The 17,726-nt window shown below is 61.5% G+C and carries 21 protein-coding genes and 1 pseudogene; 11 read left to right on the forward strand and 11 right to left on the reverse strand.

The features are described from left to right. Nucleotides 1–17: 17 nt before the first annotated feature. Nucleotides 18–524, forward strand: a pseudogene (locus H8F27_RS18035) (ISAs1 family transposase); the annotation flags it as partial. 8 nt (nt 525–532) lie between these two features. Here the strand turns inward: H8F27_RS18035 and H8F27_RS10395 are convergent. After that, the gene (locus tag H8F27_RS10395) at nt 533–1,312 is read right to left on the reverse strand and encodes a DUF6444 domain-containing protein (RefSeq protein ID WP_197148040.1); all 780 of its coding nucleotides are present in this window, start codon (nt 1,310–1,312) and stop codon (nt 533–535) included. A gap of 229 nt (nt 1,313–1,541) precedes the next feature. On the opposite strand from H8F27_RS10395, the gene H8F27_RS10400 reads away from it, so the two are divergent. Next, nucleotides 1,542–1,718, forward strand: coding sequence for a hypothetical protein (locus tag H8F27_RS10400; protein ID WP_197148041.1), 177 nt, complete (start codon nt 1,542–1,544; stop codon nt 1,716–1,718). Between the two features lie 212 nt (nt 1,719–1,930). On the opposite strand, the gene H8F27_RS10405 is transcribed toward H8F27_RS10400, so the two are convergent. Then, a complete protein-coding gene (locus tag H8F27_RS10405) occupies nt 1,931–2,560 on the reverse strand; it encodes a DUF2267 domain-containing protein (RefSeq protein ID WP_231596665.1) in 630 nt (209 codons plus the stop codon). Between the two features lie 316 nt (nt 2,561–2,876). Continuing rightward, nucleotides 2,877–3,914, reverse strand: a complete 1,038-nt coding sequence (purM, locus tag H8F27_RS10410; RefSeq protein WP_197153505.1) for a phosphoribosylformylglycinamidine cyclo-ligase — start codon at nt 3,912–3,914, stop codon at nt 2,877–2,879. Between the two features lie 395 nt (nt 3,915–4,309). Between purM and H8F27_RS10415 the strand changes: the two genes are divergently transcribed. Both H8F27_RS10415 and H8F27_RS10420 read left to right on the forward strand, forming a co-directional pair. Continuing rightward, nucleotides 4,310–4,861 carry a septal ring lytic transglycosylase RlpA family protein gene (locus tag H8F27_RS10415; RefSeq protein WP_197148042.1) on the forward strand — a complete coding sequence of 184 codons (552 nt, stop codon included), beginning with the start codon at nt 4,310–4,312 and terminating at the stop codon, nt 4,859–4,861. An 81-nt stretch (nt 4,862–4,942) separates the two neighbouring features. Continuing rightward, nucleotides 4,943–6,499, forward strand: a complete 1,557-nt coding sequence (locus H8F27_RS10420; RefSeq protein ID WP_197148043.1) for a bifunctional pantoate--beta-alanine ligase/(d)CMP kinase — start codon at nt 4,943–4,945, stop codon at nt 6,497–6,499. A gap of 20 nt (nt 6,500–6,519) precedes the next feature. On the opposite strand, the gene H8F27_RS10425 is transcribed toward H8F27_RS10420, so the two are convergent. The 3 genes from H8F27_RS10425 to H8F27_RS10435 are packed head-to-tail and all read right to left on the reverse strand — an operon-like array spanning nt 6,520 to nt 8,455. After that, entirely contained in the window at nt 6,520–6,990 is a 471-nt protein-coding gene (locus H8F27_RS10425) for a low molecular weight protein-tyrosine-phosphatase (RefSeq protein ID WP_197148044.1), read from the reverse strand. Next, entirely contained in the window at nt 6,987–7,613 is a 627-nt protein-coding gene (locus tag H8F27_RS10430) for a HEAT repeat domain-containing protein (protein WP_231596194.1), read from the reverse strand. Before H8F27_RS10430 ends, H8F27_RS10425 begins: the two co-directional genes overlap by 4 nt. 14 nt (nt 7,614–7,627) lie before the next feature. Continuing rightward, a complete protein-coding gene (locus H8F27_RS10435) occupies nt 7,628–8,455 on the reverse strand; it encodes a HEAT repeat domain-containing protein (RefSeq protein ID WP_197148045.1) in 828 nt (275 codons plus the stop codon). A 298-nt stretch (nt 8,456–8,753) separates the two neighbouring features. On the opposite strand from H8F27_RS10435, the gene H8F27_RS10440 reads away from it, so the two are divergent. Continuing rightward, nucleotides 8,754–9,473, forward strand: coding sequence for a heme oxygenase (biliverdin-producing) (locus H8F27_RS10440; protein WP_197148046.1), 720 nt, complete (start codon nt 8,754–8,756; stop codon nt 9,471–9,473). Between the two features lie 27 nt (nt 9,474–9,500). Here the strand turns inward: H8F27_RS10440 and H8F27_RS10445 are convergent, their stop codons facing one another. Next, complete coding sequence (locus H8F27_RS10445; RefSeq protein ID WP_197148047.1) at nt 9,501–9,743, reverse strand: hypothetical protein; 243 nt, start codon at nt 9,741–9,743, stop codon at nt 9,501–9,503. A gap of 134 nt (nt 9,744–9,877) precedes the next feature. Between H8F27_RS10445 and H8F27_RS10450 the strand changes: the two genes are divergently transcribed. After that, nucleotides 9,878–10,795, forward strand: coding sequence for an NAD-dependent epimerase/dehydratase family protein (locus H8F27_RS10450; protein ID WP_197148048.1), 918 nt, complete (start codon nt 9,878–9,880; stop codon nt 10,793–10,795). 699 nt (nt 10,796–11,494) lie between these two features. Next, complete coding sequence (gene hemH, locus H8F27_RS10455; protein ID WP_197148049.1) at nt 11,495–12,670, forward strand: ferrochelatase; 1,176 nt, start codon at nt 11,495–11,497, stop codon at nt 12,668–12,670. An 8-nt stretch (nt 12,671–12,678) separates the two neighbouring features. On the opposite strand, the gene H8F27_RS10460 is transcribed toward hemH, so the two are convergent. The 4 genes from H8F27_RS10460 to H8F27_RS10475 are packed head-to-tail and all read right to left on the reverse strand — an operon-like array spanning nt 12,679 to nt 15,076. Beyond that, on the reverse strand, nt 12,679–13,470 hold the full coding sequence (locus H8F27_RS10460) for a phycoerythrobilin:ferredoxin oxidoreductase (protein WP_197148050.1): 792 nt from the start codon (nt 13,468–13,470) through the stop codon (nt 12,679–12,681). Next, nucleotides 13,470–14,174 carry a 15,16-dihydrobiliverdin:ferredoxin oxidoreductase gene (locus H8F27_RS10465; RefSeq protein WP_197148051.1) on the reverse strand — a complete coding sequence of 235 codons (705 nt, stop codon included), beginning with the start codon at nt 14,172–14,174 and terminating at the stop codon, nt 13,470–13,472. The genes H8F27_RS10460 and H8F27_RS10465 overlap by 1 nt, the downstream gene beginning before the upstream one ends. 26 nt (nt 14,175–14,200) lie before the next feature. Further along, nucleotides 14,201–14,770, reverse strand: coding sequence for a phycobiliprotein lyase (locus H8F27_RS10470; protein ID WP_197148052.1), 570 nt, complete (start codon nt 14,768–14,770; stop codon nt 14,201–14,203). 51 nt (nt 14,771–14,821) lie between these two features. Beyond that, on the reverse strand, nt 14,822–15,076 hold the full coding sequence (locus H8F27_RS10475; protein ID WP_197148053.1) for a hypothetical protein: 255 nt from the start codon (nt 15,074–15,076) through the stop codon (nt 14,822–14,824). A gap of 86 nt (nt 15,077–15,162) precedes the next feature. Between H8F27_RS10475 and H8F27_RS10480 the strand changes: the two genes are divergently transcribed. The 4 genes from H8F27_RS10480 (at nt 15,163) to H8F27_RS10495 (ending at nt 17,712) form a co-directional block, all read left to right on the forward strand. Continuing rightward, the gene (locus tag H8F27_RS10480) at nt 15,163–15,372 is read left to right on the forward strand and encodes a hypothetical protein (protein WP_197148054.1); all 210 of its coding nucleotides are present in this window, start codon (nt 15,163–15,165) and stop codon (nt 15,370–15,372) included. A 509-nt stretch (nt 15,373–15,881) separates the two neighbouring features. After that, a complete protein-coding gene (gene cpeB, locus H8F27_RS10485; RefSeq protein WP_197148055.1) occupies nt 15,882–16,442 on the forward strand; it encodes a class 1 C-phycoerythrin subunit beta in 561 nt (186 codons plus the stop codon). Between the two features lie 62 nt (nt 16,443–16,504). Beyond that, the gene (gene cpeA, locus H8F27_RS10490) at nt 16,505–16,999 is read left to right on the forward strand and encodes a class 1 C-phycoerythrin subunit alpha (protein WP_106632843.1); all 495 of its coding nucleotides are present in this window, start codon (nt 16,505–16,507) and stop codon (nt 16,997–16,999) included. Between the two features lie 65 nt (nt 17,000–17,064). Beyond that, complete coding sequence (locus H8F27_RS10495; protein WP_197148056.1) at nt 17,065–17,712, forward strand: HEAT repeat domain-containing protein; 648 nt, start codon at nt 17,065–17,067, stop codon at nt 17,710–17,712. Nucleotides 17,713–17,726 lie beyond the last annotated feature (14 nt).

Genomic DNA, 17,726 nt, shown 5'->3' on the forward strand with positions numbered 1-17,726 from the left:
AGTGAGGCAACCAGAAAACCCTGCTGCGCCAGATCCAGTGCCAGTTTCAAGGTAAGCGTCAGATCCCTTTCACTGCAACGGCTCAGAGCAAAAAACATGGCCGTGACACTTTATGGGAGATGCGGGCCAAGGAAGCCCCGGAACACATCAAAGAGAACTGGCCTGGCGTCAGCTGGATCATCGAGATGATCAGCACCACCGTGACCCGCAGAGGCCATCAGCGGCCACAGGCCCACTACTTCCTCACGAGCCTGCGGACCAAGCCAGAAGCGCTGCTACGACTGATCCGCCAGCGGTGGTCGATCGAGAACGAGTGGCATTGGCCACGGGACACGCAGCTGCAGGAAGACGCTCACCGTTACGCCAACCGCAACGGAGCGCCGCTGTTTGCGTTCCTGCGCACAGTGGTCATGAACCTGCTGCGCAACGGCGGCTACCGCTCAGTTCACGCTGGCCAGCAGGAACTGAGCCACAACATCAGGGGAATGCTCGCACTGGGAGGCGCGGCAGCGAGCACGGGATGAAATTACTTTTAGGCGGCCCTGGCGTCTACGGCGTTGCCGGTGGGGGCGCCGGTCTCATCCACGTAAGCCACCGGTTGCTGACGGGCGGCCGCAAGCGCCTGGGCCATCGGTTCCGCCAATGCTGAGCTCAGGCGCTGGCGGACCCGTGCGATTGCCCCACAGCTAATCTCCACACCCAGCAGTTGCTGGAGCAGGGCCTGGGTCTTGCTGAAACTCAAGGGGAAGGCACTGCCCAGCAGGCCCACCAGGGCACTGAGCCTTGGGCCGTAGTGACTGGCTTCCACATCAGCCGGCAACGTCGCGCAGGTGCTGGTGGAGCAGCAGGGGCACACCAAGCGATGCAACCGGTGCTCGATCACCAGCGGTGTGATCGGTGGTATCTCAATCACCTGATGGCGCATGGGATCTGGATCCTCCCCCACTCCCTGCAACAACGTGCCACAGCGGCGGCAGGCATCGGGGTGGTGTTCCACCACCTCATCCACCCGCTCGATCGGCAGCAGTTCCGGCCCCGATCCGGGATGGCCCGGCTGGCCACCGCGCTTGCGGCCACTGCCCTTGCGCCGCTCTGGCGGATTAAACCCAAGCCCGTCACTGGAGGGAGGTTTGGAGGAGTTGCGGGAGTTGCGACCAATCCGCTCCCGCAGGCTGGCCAGCTTGCTCGCCAGGGCGGTGAGTTGGCTGCGGAGCAGCTCAATCTCCTCATGCTGGGAAAGGATCAGCTCTCTTGCACCAGCCGGCCAGGTCTCCCAGTCAGCTTCTGAAATTCCGGCCGGAGGTGTGCTCATCACAAGCAGTCTCTGCCTGAGATACAACCGGTAATAAAGCTGCCGTCAAGGGTTCAGCAGGGACAATGTTCGCAATGAGCAGTCTCGACCCCTGAACGGTTACACTGAGTATTTATTCCTAATAGGGGCGTGTCGCCCAGGGGTGTTCATGCGAAGGCACCCCGTTTGTTGCGCCCCAGCCCACGCAGGCCATTCGCTTGGGGCCACAATGGTGAAATAGGCGTCAAAGATGGACAACCCCCTCTGGATGATGCTGCCATGGGCTGTCTTCGCTGTTGCAGCAGGAATCAAATTTTGGCGGCTGACCAGCCTCTTCCGCCGTCACCTGCTGGGCACGCCGACCGATACCGAACAATTCAGGCGGACCCTGGAGCGCATCTGGGCCAAGGATCAGCAGACAGCTTGATCGGCCTTCTGCAAGCGTGCCTCAGTAACCCGAATCGGCCACGCAGCTGCCTTGGCAGCTGATGCCGTTGCTGGCGGTGCGCCCGCAGTGCACGCACAGGACGGGATCCTGCAGGGGCTCGGAGCAAATGGACCGCTCAGGGCCGGGCTCCTTGGTCCCAGTGGTTTTTGGCATGGGTACTTCGATTTGCTTGCCCATTTGGTCTGATCGCATCAGCCCGCCGGTGGAGCGAGCTCGAAGCTGAGCACCACGGGCATTGGTTGGGAGCGCAGCACAGGGGGTTGGGGGCTGCCAGCGGGGTCTGGTTGTTTTTTTTCGGCTTCGGCTTCGGCTGCGGCAGCTTCCGGGCCACAGCTAGCCAATGCCTCCTGGAGCAGGGAATCGAAGGTGGCAGTGGGCAGTCGGTTACGGGCCAATTCCAGGAAGGCGCGGGCCAGGGATTCCCCGGCCGCTGCCCGCAGCGAGGGATTACTGAGACGAAGTTGCAGCTCGTCTTCGACGGAACGGATGAACCGCTCGGTGACATCGCGCTTGGTGGAGGCCCTGATGCGGGTGTCCTGCTCTGCCTGGGAGAGAAAGGGCTGGGCTTCAAGCTCTTCCAGCCGGCGACCCAAGCTCTCCAGCACCTCGCGGGCCTCCGTAGTCACGTGGGCCAGCTGGCCATCGGAGAGGCGCGGAAGGTCGGCGACATAAACCTTGCCGTGATCCCGCAGGGTCAAAAAGGTGGGCCTTAGGCCACCACGCTGGGCTGGGGCTACCGGCTCCCTGGGCCGCAGGGGGCGCACAGGGGGAGTGGGGCCGGCCGAGCTGCGGCGTCGGGTGAGGCGCTGGCCCGTGCCCAGCTCAGATCCGACGATGACGGCAGAGCCTGCCCCCAGAAACCGTTTTGGGGAATTTAAAGATTGAAGTAAAGCTGGCGGCTGCCTGGGGCCTACTGGTTGGCTTGAACTTACCGGTCGGTTAGAATTAGATTGCTGGTTAGAGTTTATTTGCTGTTTAGACCGTATCGGTTGCTTGAAGCCTGTTGATTGCGTTGAACTTGCTGATTGAGTTGGACTTGCTGATTGCGTTGAACTTACTGAGTTAGTCATGTAAATCTCCCTTTGATGTCTTCTGGTGTCTTCGCCCTGCCCCAAATACCCCCTTAGCCTCACCACCCTAGGCAAACGGCAAGCCTGAAAGGGGCTGGGCGCCTGCTTCGCCGCTGGCGACTTCTCCCAGCAGCCACGCCTGGTAGCCAGCCTCCTGGCACACCGCAAGGGCTGCAGCGGCGGCAGCGGCTGGCACCACCAGGCAGTAGCCCACCCCAAGGTTAAAGGTGTTCCAGAGGTCGGCCTCGGCCACCCCGCCTGCTTGCTGCAGCCAGGTGAATAGGGGTGGCCGCTCCCAGCTGCTGGGGTCTATCACCGCATGCACTCCGGCGGGAAGGCAGCGGGGCAGGTTCTCTGGCAGCCCCCCCCCAGTGATGTGGGCCATGCCGTGGATCGGCAGTCCACTGGTCAGGAGGTGTTTCACCAGGGCGCCGTAGAGGCGGGTGGGGGTGAGGAGGGCCTCAATCAGGGGTAGGTCGCTGCCGGGCAGAAGGGTGTGCCCATCGACCCTCTGATCCCTGAGGATCGACCGCACCAGGCTGAAACCATTGCTGTGAACCCCGCTGCTGGCGACAGCGAGGATGCGATCTCCGCCCTTGACTGCACTGCCATCGATCACGGCATCGGCTTCCACCACGGCCAGGCAGAAGCCCGCCAGGTCGTAGCTGCCTGGGCCGTAGAAGCCAGGCATTTCAGCGGTTTCACCGCCCAGCAGGGCGCAGCCGCTCTGCTGGCAAGCCGCAGCGATGCCCTCCACCACTTCGGCCATGGCTGCGGGGCTGAGCTTGCCAGTGGCTATGTAATCAAGGAAAAACAGGGGTTCTGCGCCGCTGGTGATCACGTCGTTGACGCACATCGCCACTAGGTCGATGCCCACGTCATGGTGCCGCCCATGGGCTTGGGCCAGTTCGAGTTTGGTGCCAACCCCATCGGTGCCTGCCACCAGCAAGGGCTGCCGCAGGCCGGCCGGCAGTCGGCAGAAGCCACCGAACCCTCCCAGCCCGCCCACAACCTCGGGGCGACGGGTGGTCTCCACGCTGGCTCGAATCCGATCCACAAATGCCCTGCCTGCGGCCACGTCTACCCCTGCCGTGCGGTAATCCATGCGATCGAGGCCCATCGGGCGCTGGTGCCTGATCCTCTTACGCCGCCCCAGCCCAGCCCGTGGACGACCCGCCGATAGGCACACATTCCCATCAGCTGTGCTGATCATGGCTATTTGGGCTGCTGATCTCCGCACGCCTTGCCTAACCCGCTGAACCCTGGCAGGGACTGGGCTGGGGCATTTGATGACAAATTCTGATCGGTTTTGCCGATGGGATTCCTCAGCTAAACCCCGGCGGAATCGGGTTACCTTTTCTCCGTCCTCAATTTTCTTAAGGAACTCCGAAGGCGAATTCGCAATCCAACTCCATTCAGTTTGGGAGCGAATCCAACGCTGACGAATCACTGAATGCCTCTGGCTGGTGATTGCTGCTTAGTCAACGGGTTTCGTTTGTTATGCGACGCACCTTTTCTCTCGGGGCCCTTGCCCTACTTCTCCCGGGTAGTGCCTTGGTTCCCGCCATCGCCGACTCCAGTTTCGCCGCAACTCAAAACGAGCCTGCTGTCGTTGCTGCCCCCAGCTCAGCTGCCCTTGAACCCACTCCAGAGGTAGCTATCCGAGAGGTTGGAACTGATGTTTTGCCCGATCAAGGGACCACCCAGCAGGCTCCTCCGACCCGCCTTGCCCCGGCACCCAAGCCGGCTCCCCGGGTTCTCCACAGCTCCAGTGGCCAAGCCAGCTGGTATGGACCAGGTTTTTACGGAAACCGCACCGCCAATGGTGAGGTGTTCCGCCCCGGCACCATGACTGCCGCCCACCGCACCCTTCCCTTCGGCACCAAGGTGAAGGTCACCAATCTGTGGAATGGCCGCACCACCGTGGTGCGCATTAACGATCGCGGTCCCTTCCATGGCAACCGGGTCATCGACTTGGCCCATGGCGCCGCCCACAGCCTCGGCGTCACGGCCAGCGGCATCGCCCAGGTACGTCTCGACGTACTCCAGTGAGCTGAGCTGAGCGGCCTTGAGCCCCTCGCCCATCCGCCAATCTGGCGGGTGGGTTTTTTATTGCCGGTTCGCCGTCTCCCCGTGCTTCTGCTCCAAACCCGCGAAGACCTGGCCGCCTGGCGGCGCCAGCAGCCTGGCCCGGTCCATTTCGTTCCCACCATGGGGGCCCTGCATGCGGGGCACCGGCAGCTGATCATCCGGGCTGCCCAGCCCCTGGCTGGCGCGGCTCCAGCGGTGCTGGTCAGCATCTTTGTCAATCCCCTTCAATTTGGCCCCGGGGAAGACTTCCAGGTCTATCCCCGCGATCTCAGCGCCGATGCGGCCCTGGCCGCCGCAGCTGGTGCCACCGCGCTGTTTGCCCCCAGCGTGGCTGAGATCTATCCCCGGGGCGATACCGGCTTGACCCGGATCTTGCCCCCCCAGTTTCTGAGTGAGGGACTCTGCGGCCGCCACCGGCCCCAGCACTTTGAGGGGGTGGCCACCGTGGTGATCCGCCTGCTGAGCCTGGTGCGCCCCGATTGCCTGCTGCTCGGCGAAAAGGATTGGCAGCAACTGGTGATCCTGCGGCAGGTGGTGGCGGATCTGGGCCTGCCGGTGCGGATACGGGGGTGCCCGACCGTGCGGGAGGCCGATGGACTGGCCTGCAGTTCCCGCAACCGGCGCCTTTCCCCCTCCCAGCGCCAGCAGGCCGCGGCACTGCCGCTGGCCCTGGCAGCGGCAGCGGCCCAGGTGCGCACTGGAACCTATCGGGCCCAGGCGCTGACCGCCCAGCTGATCCAGCAGCTGGAGGCGGCCGGCTTGGAGGTGGAGTACGCGGAGTTGGTGGCGCCCCATAGCCTGGAGCCACTGCAGCAAGTGCAGGGCCTGGCCCTGCTCGCCGCCGCGGTGCACTGCGGTCCCAGCCGCCTGATCGACCATTGTTTGCTGATGTCCCGTCTGCCGATCGTTGCCATTGATGGACCAGCGGGGGCGGGCAAGAGCACCGTCACCCGGGCCTTCGCCAGGCGCATGGGTCTTGTCTATCTAGATACGGGCGCGATGTATCGGGCCCTCACCTGGTGGGTGCTGCGCCAGGGTGCCGACCCGGCCAATGCGGCGGCAGTGGAGCCCCTTTTGGATGGCCTGGATCTGCAGCTCAGTGCCGGCGCGGATGGCGAGCAGCTGGTGAGCATCAACGGCCACGATGTGACCGAGGCGATCCGCAGCCCGGAGGTCACGGCCCAGGTGTCGGCGGTGGCAGCCCATGGCTGGGTGCGCCAGGCCCTGACGGCCCAGCAGCAGGCCATGGGGCGCAAGGGGGGGCTGGTGGCCGAGGGCCGCGACATCGGCACCGCCGTTTTCCCTGCTGCGGAGCTCAAGGTGTTTCTCACGGCCACCGTTGGTGAGCGGGCCCGCCGCCGCGCCCAAGACCTGCAGCAGCGGGGTTTTGCGGTGCCCCCGCTGGCTGAGCTGGAGGCCCAGATAGCTGCCCGCGATCACCAGGATTCGAGCCGGGAGGTGGCGCCGCTGCGTCAGGCCGAGGATGCGGTGGAGCTCGTCACGGACGGCATGGCCATCGAGGCGGTGATCCAGGCCCTGGTGGACCTGTTCCGTCAGCGGGTTCCGGAGGAGGCCTGGCCGGCCGCTGACGGCGCCTAGTCGTTTAGGTGTTTAGTCGCTTAGACGTCTAGGGCCTGCAGCAGGCCGGCGCAGGCGTCGTCCAGCAGGTCGAGCACATGCTCAAACCCCTCGTCTCCCCCGTAGTAGGGATCGGGCACTTCGCTGAGATCAAACCGGCTGCGATAGCTGAGCAGGGGCTCGATACGGGCGATGCTGCTGCCGCCAGCCTCCTGGGCTAGGGCCTGCACCTGGCTCAGGTTGCTGGCGTCCATGGTGAGGATGTGGTCGAAGCGGGTGAGGTCGGCCAGCTCCAACTGGCGCGCCTTGCTCGCTAGGTGGATGCCGCGGCGGCTGGCCGCTGCGCGCATGCGGGCATCGGCAGCCTTGCCCACATGCCAGCCCCCGGTGCCAGCCGAATCCACCACAAAGCGCTCACCAGCCTGAGATTGCTCCAGCAGGTGCAAAAACACCCCTTCGGCGGCGGGGGAGCGGCAGATATTGCCCAGGCAGACAAACAGCACCCGCTTCATTGCTGCTCCAGACGCAGGAGCGCCAGGTGCGCGCGCCGTTGCACCACCGGAGCGTTGTCTGCGGCCGCTTCTTGGAGTGTGAGCAGGCCCTGTAGGGCCTGTTTCCTCTCAGGGCCTGCCGCGGGCAGGCCAGCTGCCAGCAACTCCAGCCCCACAGCCACCGCGTAGCGCACCACCCACTCGCCGTCGCTGGTGGCGGCCAGTAGGGCTCCTAGGCACTGGCGCTGGACGACCTGCTGTTGGTCAGGGGGGAGCTCGGCCAGCTGCATCTGGCCCAGCCCCTTGGCCGCTGCCCGGCGCACGCTGGCTGCCACGTCGCTGCCGAGGGCATCCAGCAGCAGTTCCAGGCCGCGCACGTCGCCGATGCCGGCCAGGGCGCGGACGGCCCAGGCCCTGGCCCCGTAGTTCTCCGGATCCAGCTGCAATAGGGCATCCACAGCCGCTGTCCCCAGGCTGATCAGCCCTTCCACGGCGGCAACTGCCGCACCGGGGTTGTTGAAGCCCAACACTTCCACCAGCACCGGCGCTGCTGCGGGATCGCCGCTAGCGGCCAGTTCCTGGGTTGCACGCAGCAGGCCTTGGACGCTGTCGGCCTGCTGCAAGGCGGTAATCTGCTCGGCCACCGGAGATACCTGGCTCACAGCAAGGCGTCCATGCAGGCCAGCAGGGCCTCGTCGCCGGGGTCGCCGTTGCCCTGTTCCACCAGCCCCCGCAGGGCCATCAATTTCAGACTGTTCTCGGCCAGGGTGGCGGCAATGGCTTGAAATCCGGGCCGCCAGCCTGCGGCACCAAGATCCATCAGGGCTGCCCGCCGCACCTGCAGCTGGGGATGGTCAAGTAGGTCCACAAGCAGCTCCCCCCAGCGCGCCTCACCGCTCAATTGCAGCAGGGTCCGCGCCGCAGCGCTGCGGATCAGGGGGCGCTCGTGGGTGAGGAAGGGTTTCACCACGGCCAGCACCCGCGGCTCGTTGACGCCGATGTCGCCCAGGGCTTCCAGCAGGGCTTCGCAGGGTTCCACCAGGCGGGGGCTGTTGGCCTGCTGGGCGCCGGCCCCGGCGGGGCCGCTGGCTAGCTTCTCGCAGAGAGCCTCAATGGCTTCGCTGGCCGCGAGTTGACCCAGGGCTCGGGCTGCCGCTTCCCGTAGTCCGTCGTCGGCATCCTGCAGGGTGTCGAGTAGGTCGGGGATGGCCGTTTGCGCTGCTGGAGCCAGTTTGCCGAGGGCGCGGGCGGCATTGCGGGCTACCGCGTTCTCCTCCACGCCGTCTCCGCTATCCCTAGGCCGGCGTTGGCGCAGGGCTTGTTGCAACAGGGGCACCGCCTCCGGGTGCTGGCTGCGCATCCGGCCCAGCCACCAGGCTCCGTAGTACTGCTGGGAGGAGTCTTCGCTCTGGCGGAGCCTGCGCAGGGCTTCTTGTTCACTGATGGGTTCGCCTGCCTGGGGGGGGCTGGCGTCGGCGTCGACCATGGGTGCTGTCGCGAGACACGGAGTCCTGGTGATGTTGCCAGCCCCGGGGCTGGTTCGAAATTTCAGTTTGGGCATTATTCCGGCAGGTCCGCTGAAGCCCGGCTCTCAATGAGTGGGAGTCAGCCAGGCAGGCACCGCAATCACATAAAAGGGACTTACAAAGCATCGACTCAGCCGCAGGACCAATGCGAATGGCGGCCCTACCAGGCCAGTCGTGAACTCTTCGCAAAGGGGCAAACCAATTCAGGGTGCCCCCACTAAGTTGCTGCCGGCATACATGTTCTTGAGACTGGTACCTATGGCTGTTGCTCTCGCCTCCCAACTGCGTGAAGGCACCAAAAAAGCCCACACGATGGCGGAGAACACCGGCTTCGTGAGCTGCTTCCTCAAGGGGGTGGTGGATAAGGCCAGCTACCGCACCCTGGTGGCCGACCTTTATTTCGTCTACTCCGCCATGGAAGAGGAGATCGGGCGCCTGCGGGCCGAGGGGCATCCGGTGGTCGGCCCGGTGGGCTTCCCGGAGCTGAACCGCTGCGAAACCCTCGAGCAGGATCTCGCCTATTACTTCGGTGAAAGCTGGCGCAGTGCAGTGAAGGCCACGCCTGCCGCCCAGGAGTATGCGGCTCGCTTGCATCAGTTGGCCAAGGAGGCCCCCGAGCTGCTGGTGGGTCACCACTACACCCGATATATCGGCGATCTGAGCGGCGGTCAGATCCTCAAGAACATCGCCCAGAAGGCGATGAATCTGGGCGAGCACGATGGCCTGCGTTTTTATGAGTTCGACGCTATCCCCGACGAGAAGGCCTTCAAGATCAACTACCGCGCCACCCTTGATGCCCTGCCGCTCGACCAGGCCATGGCCGATCGGATTGTGGAGGAGGCCAACCACGCCTTCCATCTGAACATGAAGATGTTCCAGGAGCTGGAGGGCAGCCTTATCGCCGCCATCGGCAAGGTGCTCTTTGGCTTCCTCACTCGCCGCCAGCGGGCCGGCAGCACCGAGGTGGTGGCGGCCTGAAGATCAGCGGCGCCTGGTTCGGAACTATCAGTCCTCGATGAGATCAACGCTCACCAGCCTGGTGAGCTCTTCTGTAGTAGCTGGGTCGATGCTGCCTGGCTTGAAGTTGACCTGAAACCACCACTGGCGACCGTCCTTGCTCCGCCGCTCCACACGGAAGTTGGCCAGTCCCTGCTCCCGCAGTGCCAGTTGCAAAGCATCCCCGCTGCAGCCGACGCAACTGACGGGCAGGGGCGGTAGCCCAGGCACTTCGACGCAATAGACGGGCATGGGCTTAAGGCGACATTCCAGGCTCCCATAAGAACCGAACGGGAAGCCGGGGTCCCCCGATCCGTAGCCACAACAACGCAACCCCCCATCTGGCCGCCCTAAGGTTGCAAAACTTCATGGTTGGGTTTTGCAAAATGACTTCTACCCCAGACCTGGCCTCCCTCTACCAGCTGCTGTCGCTCCAGGAGCGCCCCATCCTGCCCTCGGGTGAGCGTCGCGCGATCCTGGGTTGCGGCTACGTGGGCGAAGCGGTTGCCAAATCCTGGAAGCAGCAGGGGCATGCACTTTGGGGCACTACAACCCGGCGTGAACGCTTGGTAGAGCTGGCCGACTTAGTCGAGAACCCGTTGGTTTTTGATTCCACGGATCCCTTCAGCAGCCTGGATTTCGCAGCAGATCTCGAAGGCATTTTGGTGTCCTTCGCTCCGTCGAAGAGTTCCAGTGTTGAGCTGAGCCAATACGAGCAGACCTTTCTTGGCGGCCTGCAACGGCTGATCGAAACGCTAAGCAGGCGGCCTGTCGGCTCGCCCCTGCAGCTTGTGCACCTCAGCAGCTGTGGCGTGTATGGCAATCGGCAGGGAGCGCTCACAAGTGAGGGCGATCCAACCGATTCGAATCATCCCGTGAATTCCGTGCTCGTGAGGGCAGAGCAGATGGTCGCTTCGGTTCGTTCAGAGTCTATTAAGGTCTGCGTGTTGCGCCTCGGTGGCATATACGGGCCTGGCCGCGATATTCCGGGCATGTTGCTCAGTGCCGCTGGCGGCCTGGTGCAGCGCAATGGCCTGAATGTGCCGTGCTGGATTCACCGCGACGACATCGTTCGGGGCATCAACTTTGCCTTTGACCAAGGTCTGGATGACACGTACAACCTGGTCAACGACACCCAGTACAACGGCCAGGAGCTCACAGATCGGCTGTGTGAGCGCGCTGGCTTGCCACTAGCCAAGTGGTTGACCAGAGACACCAGCGATCGAATCCTCAATGCGCGGGTTAGTAATGCGAAGCTGAAACAGCTTGGCTTCAGCTTTGCTCATCCCTGCATGCTGGGCTGATGGCGGCGCTCTATCCAGCCCAAGGGGTTGTGATTAGCGTCAAACCATGCTGCCAGCTGCGCAAAGTTTTGATAATCTGGTAAGCAGTCGAATTGGATCTTAAATGAATACTTCGGCAAGCTTCCGGCAGGCTGCAGATTAAATTATCTGCAAACAGACCATCTATTCATTCTTGACAAATCATTCGCTGCAGATTGACGGTAACCGCTGATTTGATGATGCGTTTCCCCCGCACAGCACGCGGGTTTTGTCACTGATGCCACTGATGCCAGCTCGAGACCAGTCTTGAATACCACCTCCAGCATCTGAAACCTTGCATTCGGGGTCAGGCTTAACTCGTTGGCAGCGAATTGGTGTGGTTGCGATGGCTTCCAGAGGCATTGGCCCATCGGCTGCTGCCTGGTAAAGCGCTAGCCACCAGCATCGAACGACTCCGCACGCTGAAGAAGTTCACTTCATGTGATCAGAGGGGGCCCAGCGAAAAGTTAATGGTGGCCCGGAGGCAGCGCCCCGCTGGTGCTGGCGGAGCTCCAGCCAACCCCACAGCGAGGTGGTGGTGAAAGATCCCCGGGGCCGGGGAGGGTCTTGATCCACTTCGATGTGAGGGCAGGGCCCTAAACGTTTCTTATTCAACCGAGCGAGTGCAGTTGCCAGCAGTTGTAGACCTAAGGTGTTGTTTGGCCCCATGATCGCCAAGCAATGGCCAAGGTAGGCGTGCTCTTGCTGAACCTCGGGGGTCCGGAGCGCATCCAGGACGTCGGCCCTTTTCTCTACAACCTGTTCTCGGATCCGGAAATCATCCGGCTACCCAACCCGGCCCTGCAGAAACCACTGGCCTGGCTGATCAGTAGCCTGCGGGCGAGTAAGTCGCAGGATGCTTATCGCTCCATTGGGGGCGGCTCACCACTGCGGCGAATCACTGGGCAGCAGGCGCGGGAGTTGCAGAGTAGCCTCCGCCTGCTTGGGATCGAGGCCACCACCTACGTGGCAATGCGCTACTGGCACCCCTTCACCGAATCGGCGGTGGCAGACATCAAAGCCGACGCCGTGGATGAGGTAGTGGTGCTGCCTCTTTACCCCCAATTCTCAATTAGCACCAGCGGCTCCAGCTTCAGGGAGCTTCAGCGTCTTCGCCAGTCTGATTCTGTTTTTGCAGCTTTGCCGATCCGATGCATCCGCAGCTATTATGATAACCGGGGTTACATCGGCGCCATGGCCGGGCTGATAGCGCGCGAGATCCAGGCCTGCCCAGACCCTGCCAGCGCGCACGTGTTCTTCAGTGCCCACGGCGTGCCTAGGAGCTACGTGGAGGAAGCGGGAGATCCATACCAAGGGGAGATCGAGACCTGCGCCCGGCTGATCATCGAGAATCTGGAGGCCACATTGGGCCACAGCAACTCTTTCACCCTCGCGTACCAGAGCAGGGTGGGCCCTGTGGAGTGGCTTAAGCCCTACACCGACGAGGCATTGGAGGAGCTGGGACGGCAGGGTGTGAAGGATCTGGTAGTTGTGCCGATCAGTTTTGTGAGCGAACACATCGAGACCCTCGAAGAGATTGACATCGAGTACCGCAAGCTGGCTTTCGAGTCGGGCATCACTAATTTTCGCCGTGTTCCTGCGCTCGACACCAACCCTGCGTTCATCCAGGGGCTTGCGCGACTCGTTCAACATGCCCTGGAAGGGCCCGAAGTGAATCTTGACCAGGCGGCCGCTCTGCCCAGCACTGTCAAGCTATACCCCCAAGATAAGTGGTCTTGGGGCTGGAACAACAGCTCCGAAGTGTGGAATGGCCGCTTAGCTATGCTCGGACTCTCCGCTTTTCTAGTGGAGCTGATCAGGGGCAGTGGGCCTCTTCATGCCCTCGGCTTGCTGTGATTTCCTTTTTACTCAGGGTAGTGTCTATCCAGATCAAACAACACCTCATGGATATATGTTTCGGTCCATTCTGCGCCATGAAAGCGGCTGAGCATCCCTCTTGCCGGGTCTTTCTCTGCCCGGTAGCTGGTGTAGCGCCGTTGGCCATTGAGCAATATCGCTGAGCGATCATCTGCTACGGGAGCCGCTTCATGCACGAGTTGTAAATAAAGTTTTAAGTACTCAGCAAAGGCTTGAAATATAACGGTGGCGATCAGCTCATCGGAGGCTGCTCCCAAAGGCAGGCGGGTCCAGAGAAATGCAGGCGAAAAGTAAGGTTCCGCCTCGGCAGGAATAGGCCCGCCATCGGGTAAGTGAGGTTTCCAGCTGTTAAAAATTGGGAGCAAGCGATCCCAGACAGGTTGGGTATGGAGGGAATCGCTGCGGTCGACTGGCTGCAGGTCAAGGGCTAGCAGATGGCCTGAGGGCAGCGTGACCAAATCGGCTCCGAAGAAAGGCAGATCAAAACGGCAGTGGGGATTGATAACTAGGTTCAGCACGGACGCTGCTGGCCCCGCTTCCACGCAGGCGGCCCTCACCTGGCGAAGCTTGTTGGTTTGACAGGCCCAAGTTGCAGTTTGCACAACTACCGGCTGCGCCTTCGAACCTGTGGATCCGATTTTTTGCAGAAACTGCTCCGGCACGGGGTAGGCCGCTGGCTCCAACGCTTGAAGCAATTCGACTGCATGATCAAGAAAGGGCTGCCAACGCCAATTGGCGATTCTGACCTGATCAAGACTGCATCTTTGCGGTGCTGTCATTACTGCTTGCTTGAGGGGAAGAGGAACTCGTGCAGGAAGCGATCCGACCAGGCCTTACCGAAATGGCTGCTAAACAGGCCGTGAGCCGGATCTCTTTCGGCGCTGTAGACATCGTATGCCTCTTGCAGGCTCCTAACCCTTTCTGCTGTAACTATGGAGGTGCGTTGGCCCGCTTCGGCACTGAGCTGCCAGTAGCAGTCGAGAAAGGCAGTGAAAGCCCTAGGCAACGATTCCTGCGCCTCCTCAGCTCCCCCACGGCAGAACAGCAGCCAGGGAGAAAAATATTGGTTTGGATCAAATGAACGCATGGCTTCAGCACCGTGAAGATCCGGGTGGCGAGAAATAAGATCCTTTAGACCTTGATAATAGGCGTCAAGATAATTTTGATCTTGCAGTAGTGGCTGAAAATCAAGGACTGCGACTAGCTTGCCGCGGGTGCCGAACCAAAGGAGATCGATTCCCATCAGGGGCTGATCGTTGTTGAATTCGGGATAGGCCACAGAATTCAACACCTGCAGGCTGTCCCCTGCGTCCAGCCTGGTCACCCTCCAGCGCCGGAAACCCGGCATATTCCAGAGCCAGCTTTGGATCACGCTCTGCCTCTTCAGGGAGCGACACTCAGCTAGCCCCTCGGGTGGGGCAACGGGCTGCGCTCCCGACAGTTCCAGCTTGCTATTGAGCTCTTGCAAAAAAGGGTCAAACATTTCGGAGCGCTCAGGTGCAGGGTGGGTTAACTGAAACCGGCGGCCAGGGAATTGGCGCTTTCCCGAAGCGCCTGCAAAGTTGCGTCGGAGGGGCAACGAAGCTCCGTGCAGTAGGTGGTCATCGTCACACCATCGAGGCACTGCACCGAGCTCACCCGCATGCGCACCTGATCCGTGACGAACCAGCAGCGCTCCGTGCCGACATTGCTGTCATAGCGCGTGGTCACAGTCATGACGCCATCGGAGGAAAAGGTGTATTGACTGAGGACGGGCTGTTTTTCCACGTATCCCTTGTCACGGACCAGAAAACCCTGAGAGGGATCTCCTGCCAGAGGTATATCTATTAATACAGCCGCTTGGTCTTCTGTTCTAGCCAGGGGTTTTAGATTGCTTTCCCACCAGAAACGGGCCCCCCCTGCTGCTAGCTCAGGGTTAATTTTTAGAGTAAGGCATATCTGCTCGATGGCTGGATCCTGCGCGGAGAAGGGCTCGATAACAAGGTTGGAATTGCCGAATTCATCATCTTGGTGGTCGAGGTGGTGTACGGCCCGTCGCGTCAGCCAGGCCCCTCGACTGGCCGCCAAGAACTGGTCCATAGTTCGGGCTGGGTCCATGGGTGCCACGGGCATTGAGAGGGGGATGGGAAGTTAAATCTGTTCGGACTTCTGGGCCTCAAGCTGAGCCAGAATTGCTTCTATCTTTTGCAATTCGGGATGCTGAGCCAGGGTGAATTCCACTTGCTTCTGAGGAAGCTTCAGTCTCTGACCCATTCCGATTACGTCTTTGACAAGACGATCGCGGTAGGCCGCGAGCTGATCAATCGACTCCTCCAACTCCTGGCGGCTGGGATCGGATGCGTTGATTGCAGACGTGTCGGCGCGAGCGGTGGTGCCGTCGGACATGGGTTGCATAGCGCGAAGCTCAGCATACGGAGTCGACCGCTGCGATCCACCAAAACAGCTGCGCCGTTCACCAGGGCTGCTTGGTTGTGGCGGATCGCCCCCAGCAGGGCGGCCGGGTCGCATTGTTGCTGCAGCTTCTCGATGCGTTGGCGGCCCTTGCGGCCCATGCATCCCCCCCATCGCAGCAGCCGATCAGCTGGGATGAGCGGTTCGTCATCGCGGCTGGGGAGCGGGACACATTTGCTCCAACCATGGGCACTCTGGTGACGATGCGCAAGCAGCGGCGCCGATCCTGACCGCCCTGGGCAAAGCGAGCCGGTCGAATCTCCAGGTGACCATGGCGCTCAAGAGCCTCCACAAGCGTGGGCAACACCGCCGCGAGGCGTTTGCCGCAGCGATGGTCGCTGGCCTCCCACAGGGTCTCCAGGAGTTGCATCACTCGGGGCCATAGCGCCTCCAGCCGGCAGCAACCGCAGCCCCGATTTGCGGTGATACCCGCTCAGTGCTGCATCCATGGTGAAAATGGAAGAAAAGATAAATCTCCCGGCGCTTTGCTCCCCGATTGGGTGGGAGTGTGTCCTTCCCCTTGCCAAAACCCTTTGCCAGCGCGCCCTTTTTAAGCGCGTCCGCGATGGGTGACGAAAGTTTGCATGATTGCGTTGATGGGGGCCCTGAGGCTGGAGATAGCCGTAGTTTCCCCTTACGCCTTCCCCGAGAGGCAGCTAAGCCATGCAGACCTAAACAGATCTAACGATCTTCACTGGCTGTCAATTGGCTGAGCACAAGAACCCCTGGCCCCCTTCCCATGCTCGACGCCTTTTCACGCGCTGTCGTCAGCGCAGATTCGAAGACTGCCCCGATTGGAGGCGGTGAGCTCGCTGCTCTCCGTAACTATGTTGCTGAAGGCAATAAGCGTCTTGACGCTGTCAACGCCATCACCAGCAACGCCTCCTGCATCGTTTCAGATGCGGTCACCGGCATGATCTGCGAAAACACTGGCCTTATCCAGGCTGGTGGCAACTGCTATCCCAACCGCCGCATGGCTGCCTGCCTGCGCGACGGTGAAATTGTGCTTCGCTACATCAGCTACGCCCTGCTGGCCGGCGACGCCTCGGTTTTGGACGACCGCTGCCTGAACGGCCTCAAGGAGACCTACATCGCTCTGGGCGTTCCCCTTCAGTCTGCCGCCCGCGCCGTGGCCATCATGAAGGCTTCTTCCACAGCTCACATTAACGAGACAAACACCAGCGGCACCAACCCTGTGGAAACCCGTTTCCGCAAAATGGAAACCGTTCAAGGCGACTGCTCCGCTCTAGTGGCTGAAGCTGCTACCTACTTTGACCGTGTGATCAGCGGCCTCAGCTGATTCATCCGAAGAGATTGCTTTCTTCTCAACCATTACTTCTTTATTAAACGAGGATCTCCAAGATGAAGTCTGTTGTGACCACTGTTGTGACCGCCGCTGATGCCGCTGGTCGCTTCCCCTCCCAGAACGACCTAGAAGCTGTTCAGGGCAACATTCAGCGAGCTACGGCTCGTCTAGAAGCTGCTGAAAAGCTGGCTGCCGGTCTGGACAAAGTGACTAAGGAAGCCGGCGACGCCTGCTTCAGCAAGTACCCCTACCTCAAGCAGGCCGGCGAAGCTGGTGAGAACCAGGTCAAGGTGGACAAGTGCTACCGCGATATCGCTCACTATCTGCGTCTGATCAACTACTGCTTGGTGGTGGGCGGCACTGGCCCTCTTGATGAGTGGGGCATTGCCGGAGCCCGTGAGGTGTACCGCACCCTGCGTCTCCCTACCGCTGCTTACGTGGAAGCGCTCACTTTCACCCGCGATCGGGCTTGCTCCCCTCGTGACATGAGCCCCCAGGCTCTCAATGAGTTGAAGTCGTACCTTGATTACGCAATCAACGCCCTCTCCTGATCAGTTTCTGATTAATTGTTGAGGACAAACAAGGGAGGCCTTAGGGCCTCCTTTTTTTTAAGTAAATGAGCCTTCTCATCCCCCTCCCCTCGATAGAAATGGAAGCGTTGGATATCTTGTTTGAGGACCTTGCCCACCCTAATCCTTATATTCAAAGCCAGGCCTTTATGGCTATGGTTAGGGATTGGCCCCAGCAGGCGCTTCCTCGCCTGCTGGGCTTGTTGGCCCAGCCGGACATAACTTTACGCAGGGCGTCTGTTCGGGGCATTGGCGCCTTTGGCTCGGCTGCCTTGCTGCCCTTAGCTGATCTACTCCTGGCCAGCACGGACAGCACTATCCGCGCGAGCTGCGTGAAGGCCTATGCCCAGGTGGCTTCAAACCAGCCTGGGATACATTTCCCCGATTCTGCGATGCAGGCCCTCGAGGAGGCACTTGGCGACGACTCACCGGTTGTGGCTGTAGCTACGGTGATGGCCCTTGGGCAGGTGGGTGGGCAGGCGGTGCCGCTGTTGCTGAGAGTGGTGGGCGGAGATAATCCAGCCCAGGCGGTAGCAGCTGTCAATGCGCTTGCCCAGATTGATGATCCTGCAATTGAACGGACTCTTAGAGATCTGCAGAACCAACCACAGCTAGACAGTTATGTGCGCGAGACGCTTGAATCAGCCCTCGCTCGAATTAGGGACCTGCAAGCCCGCCAACCTCAGCCGGGGTGACGCGAGACAATTGC

It is taken from the genome of Synechococcus sp. CBW1108 (assembly GCF_015840335.1).
Taxonomy (GTDB): Bacteria; Cyanobacteriota; Cyanobacteriia; order PCC-6307; family Cyanobiaceae; genus Cyanobium_A.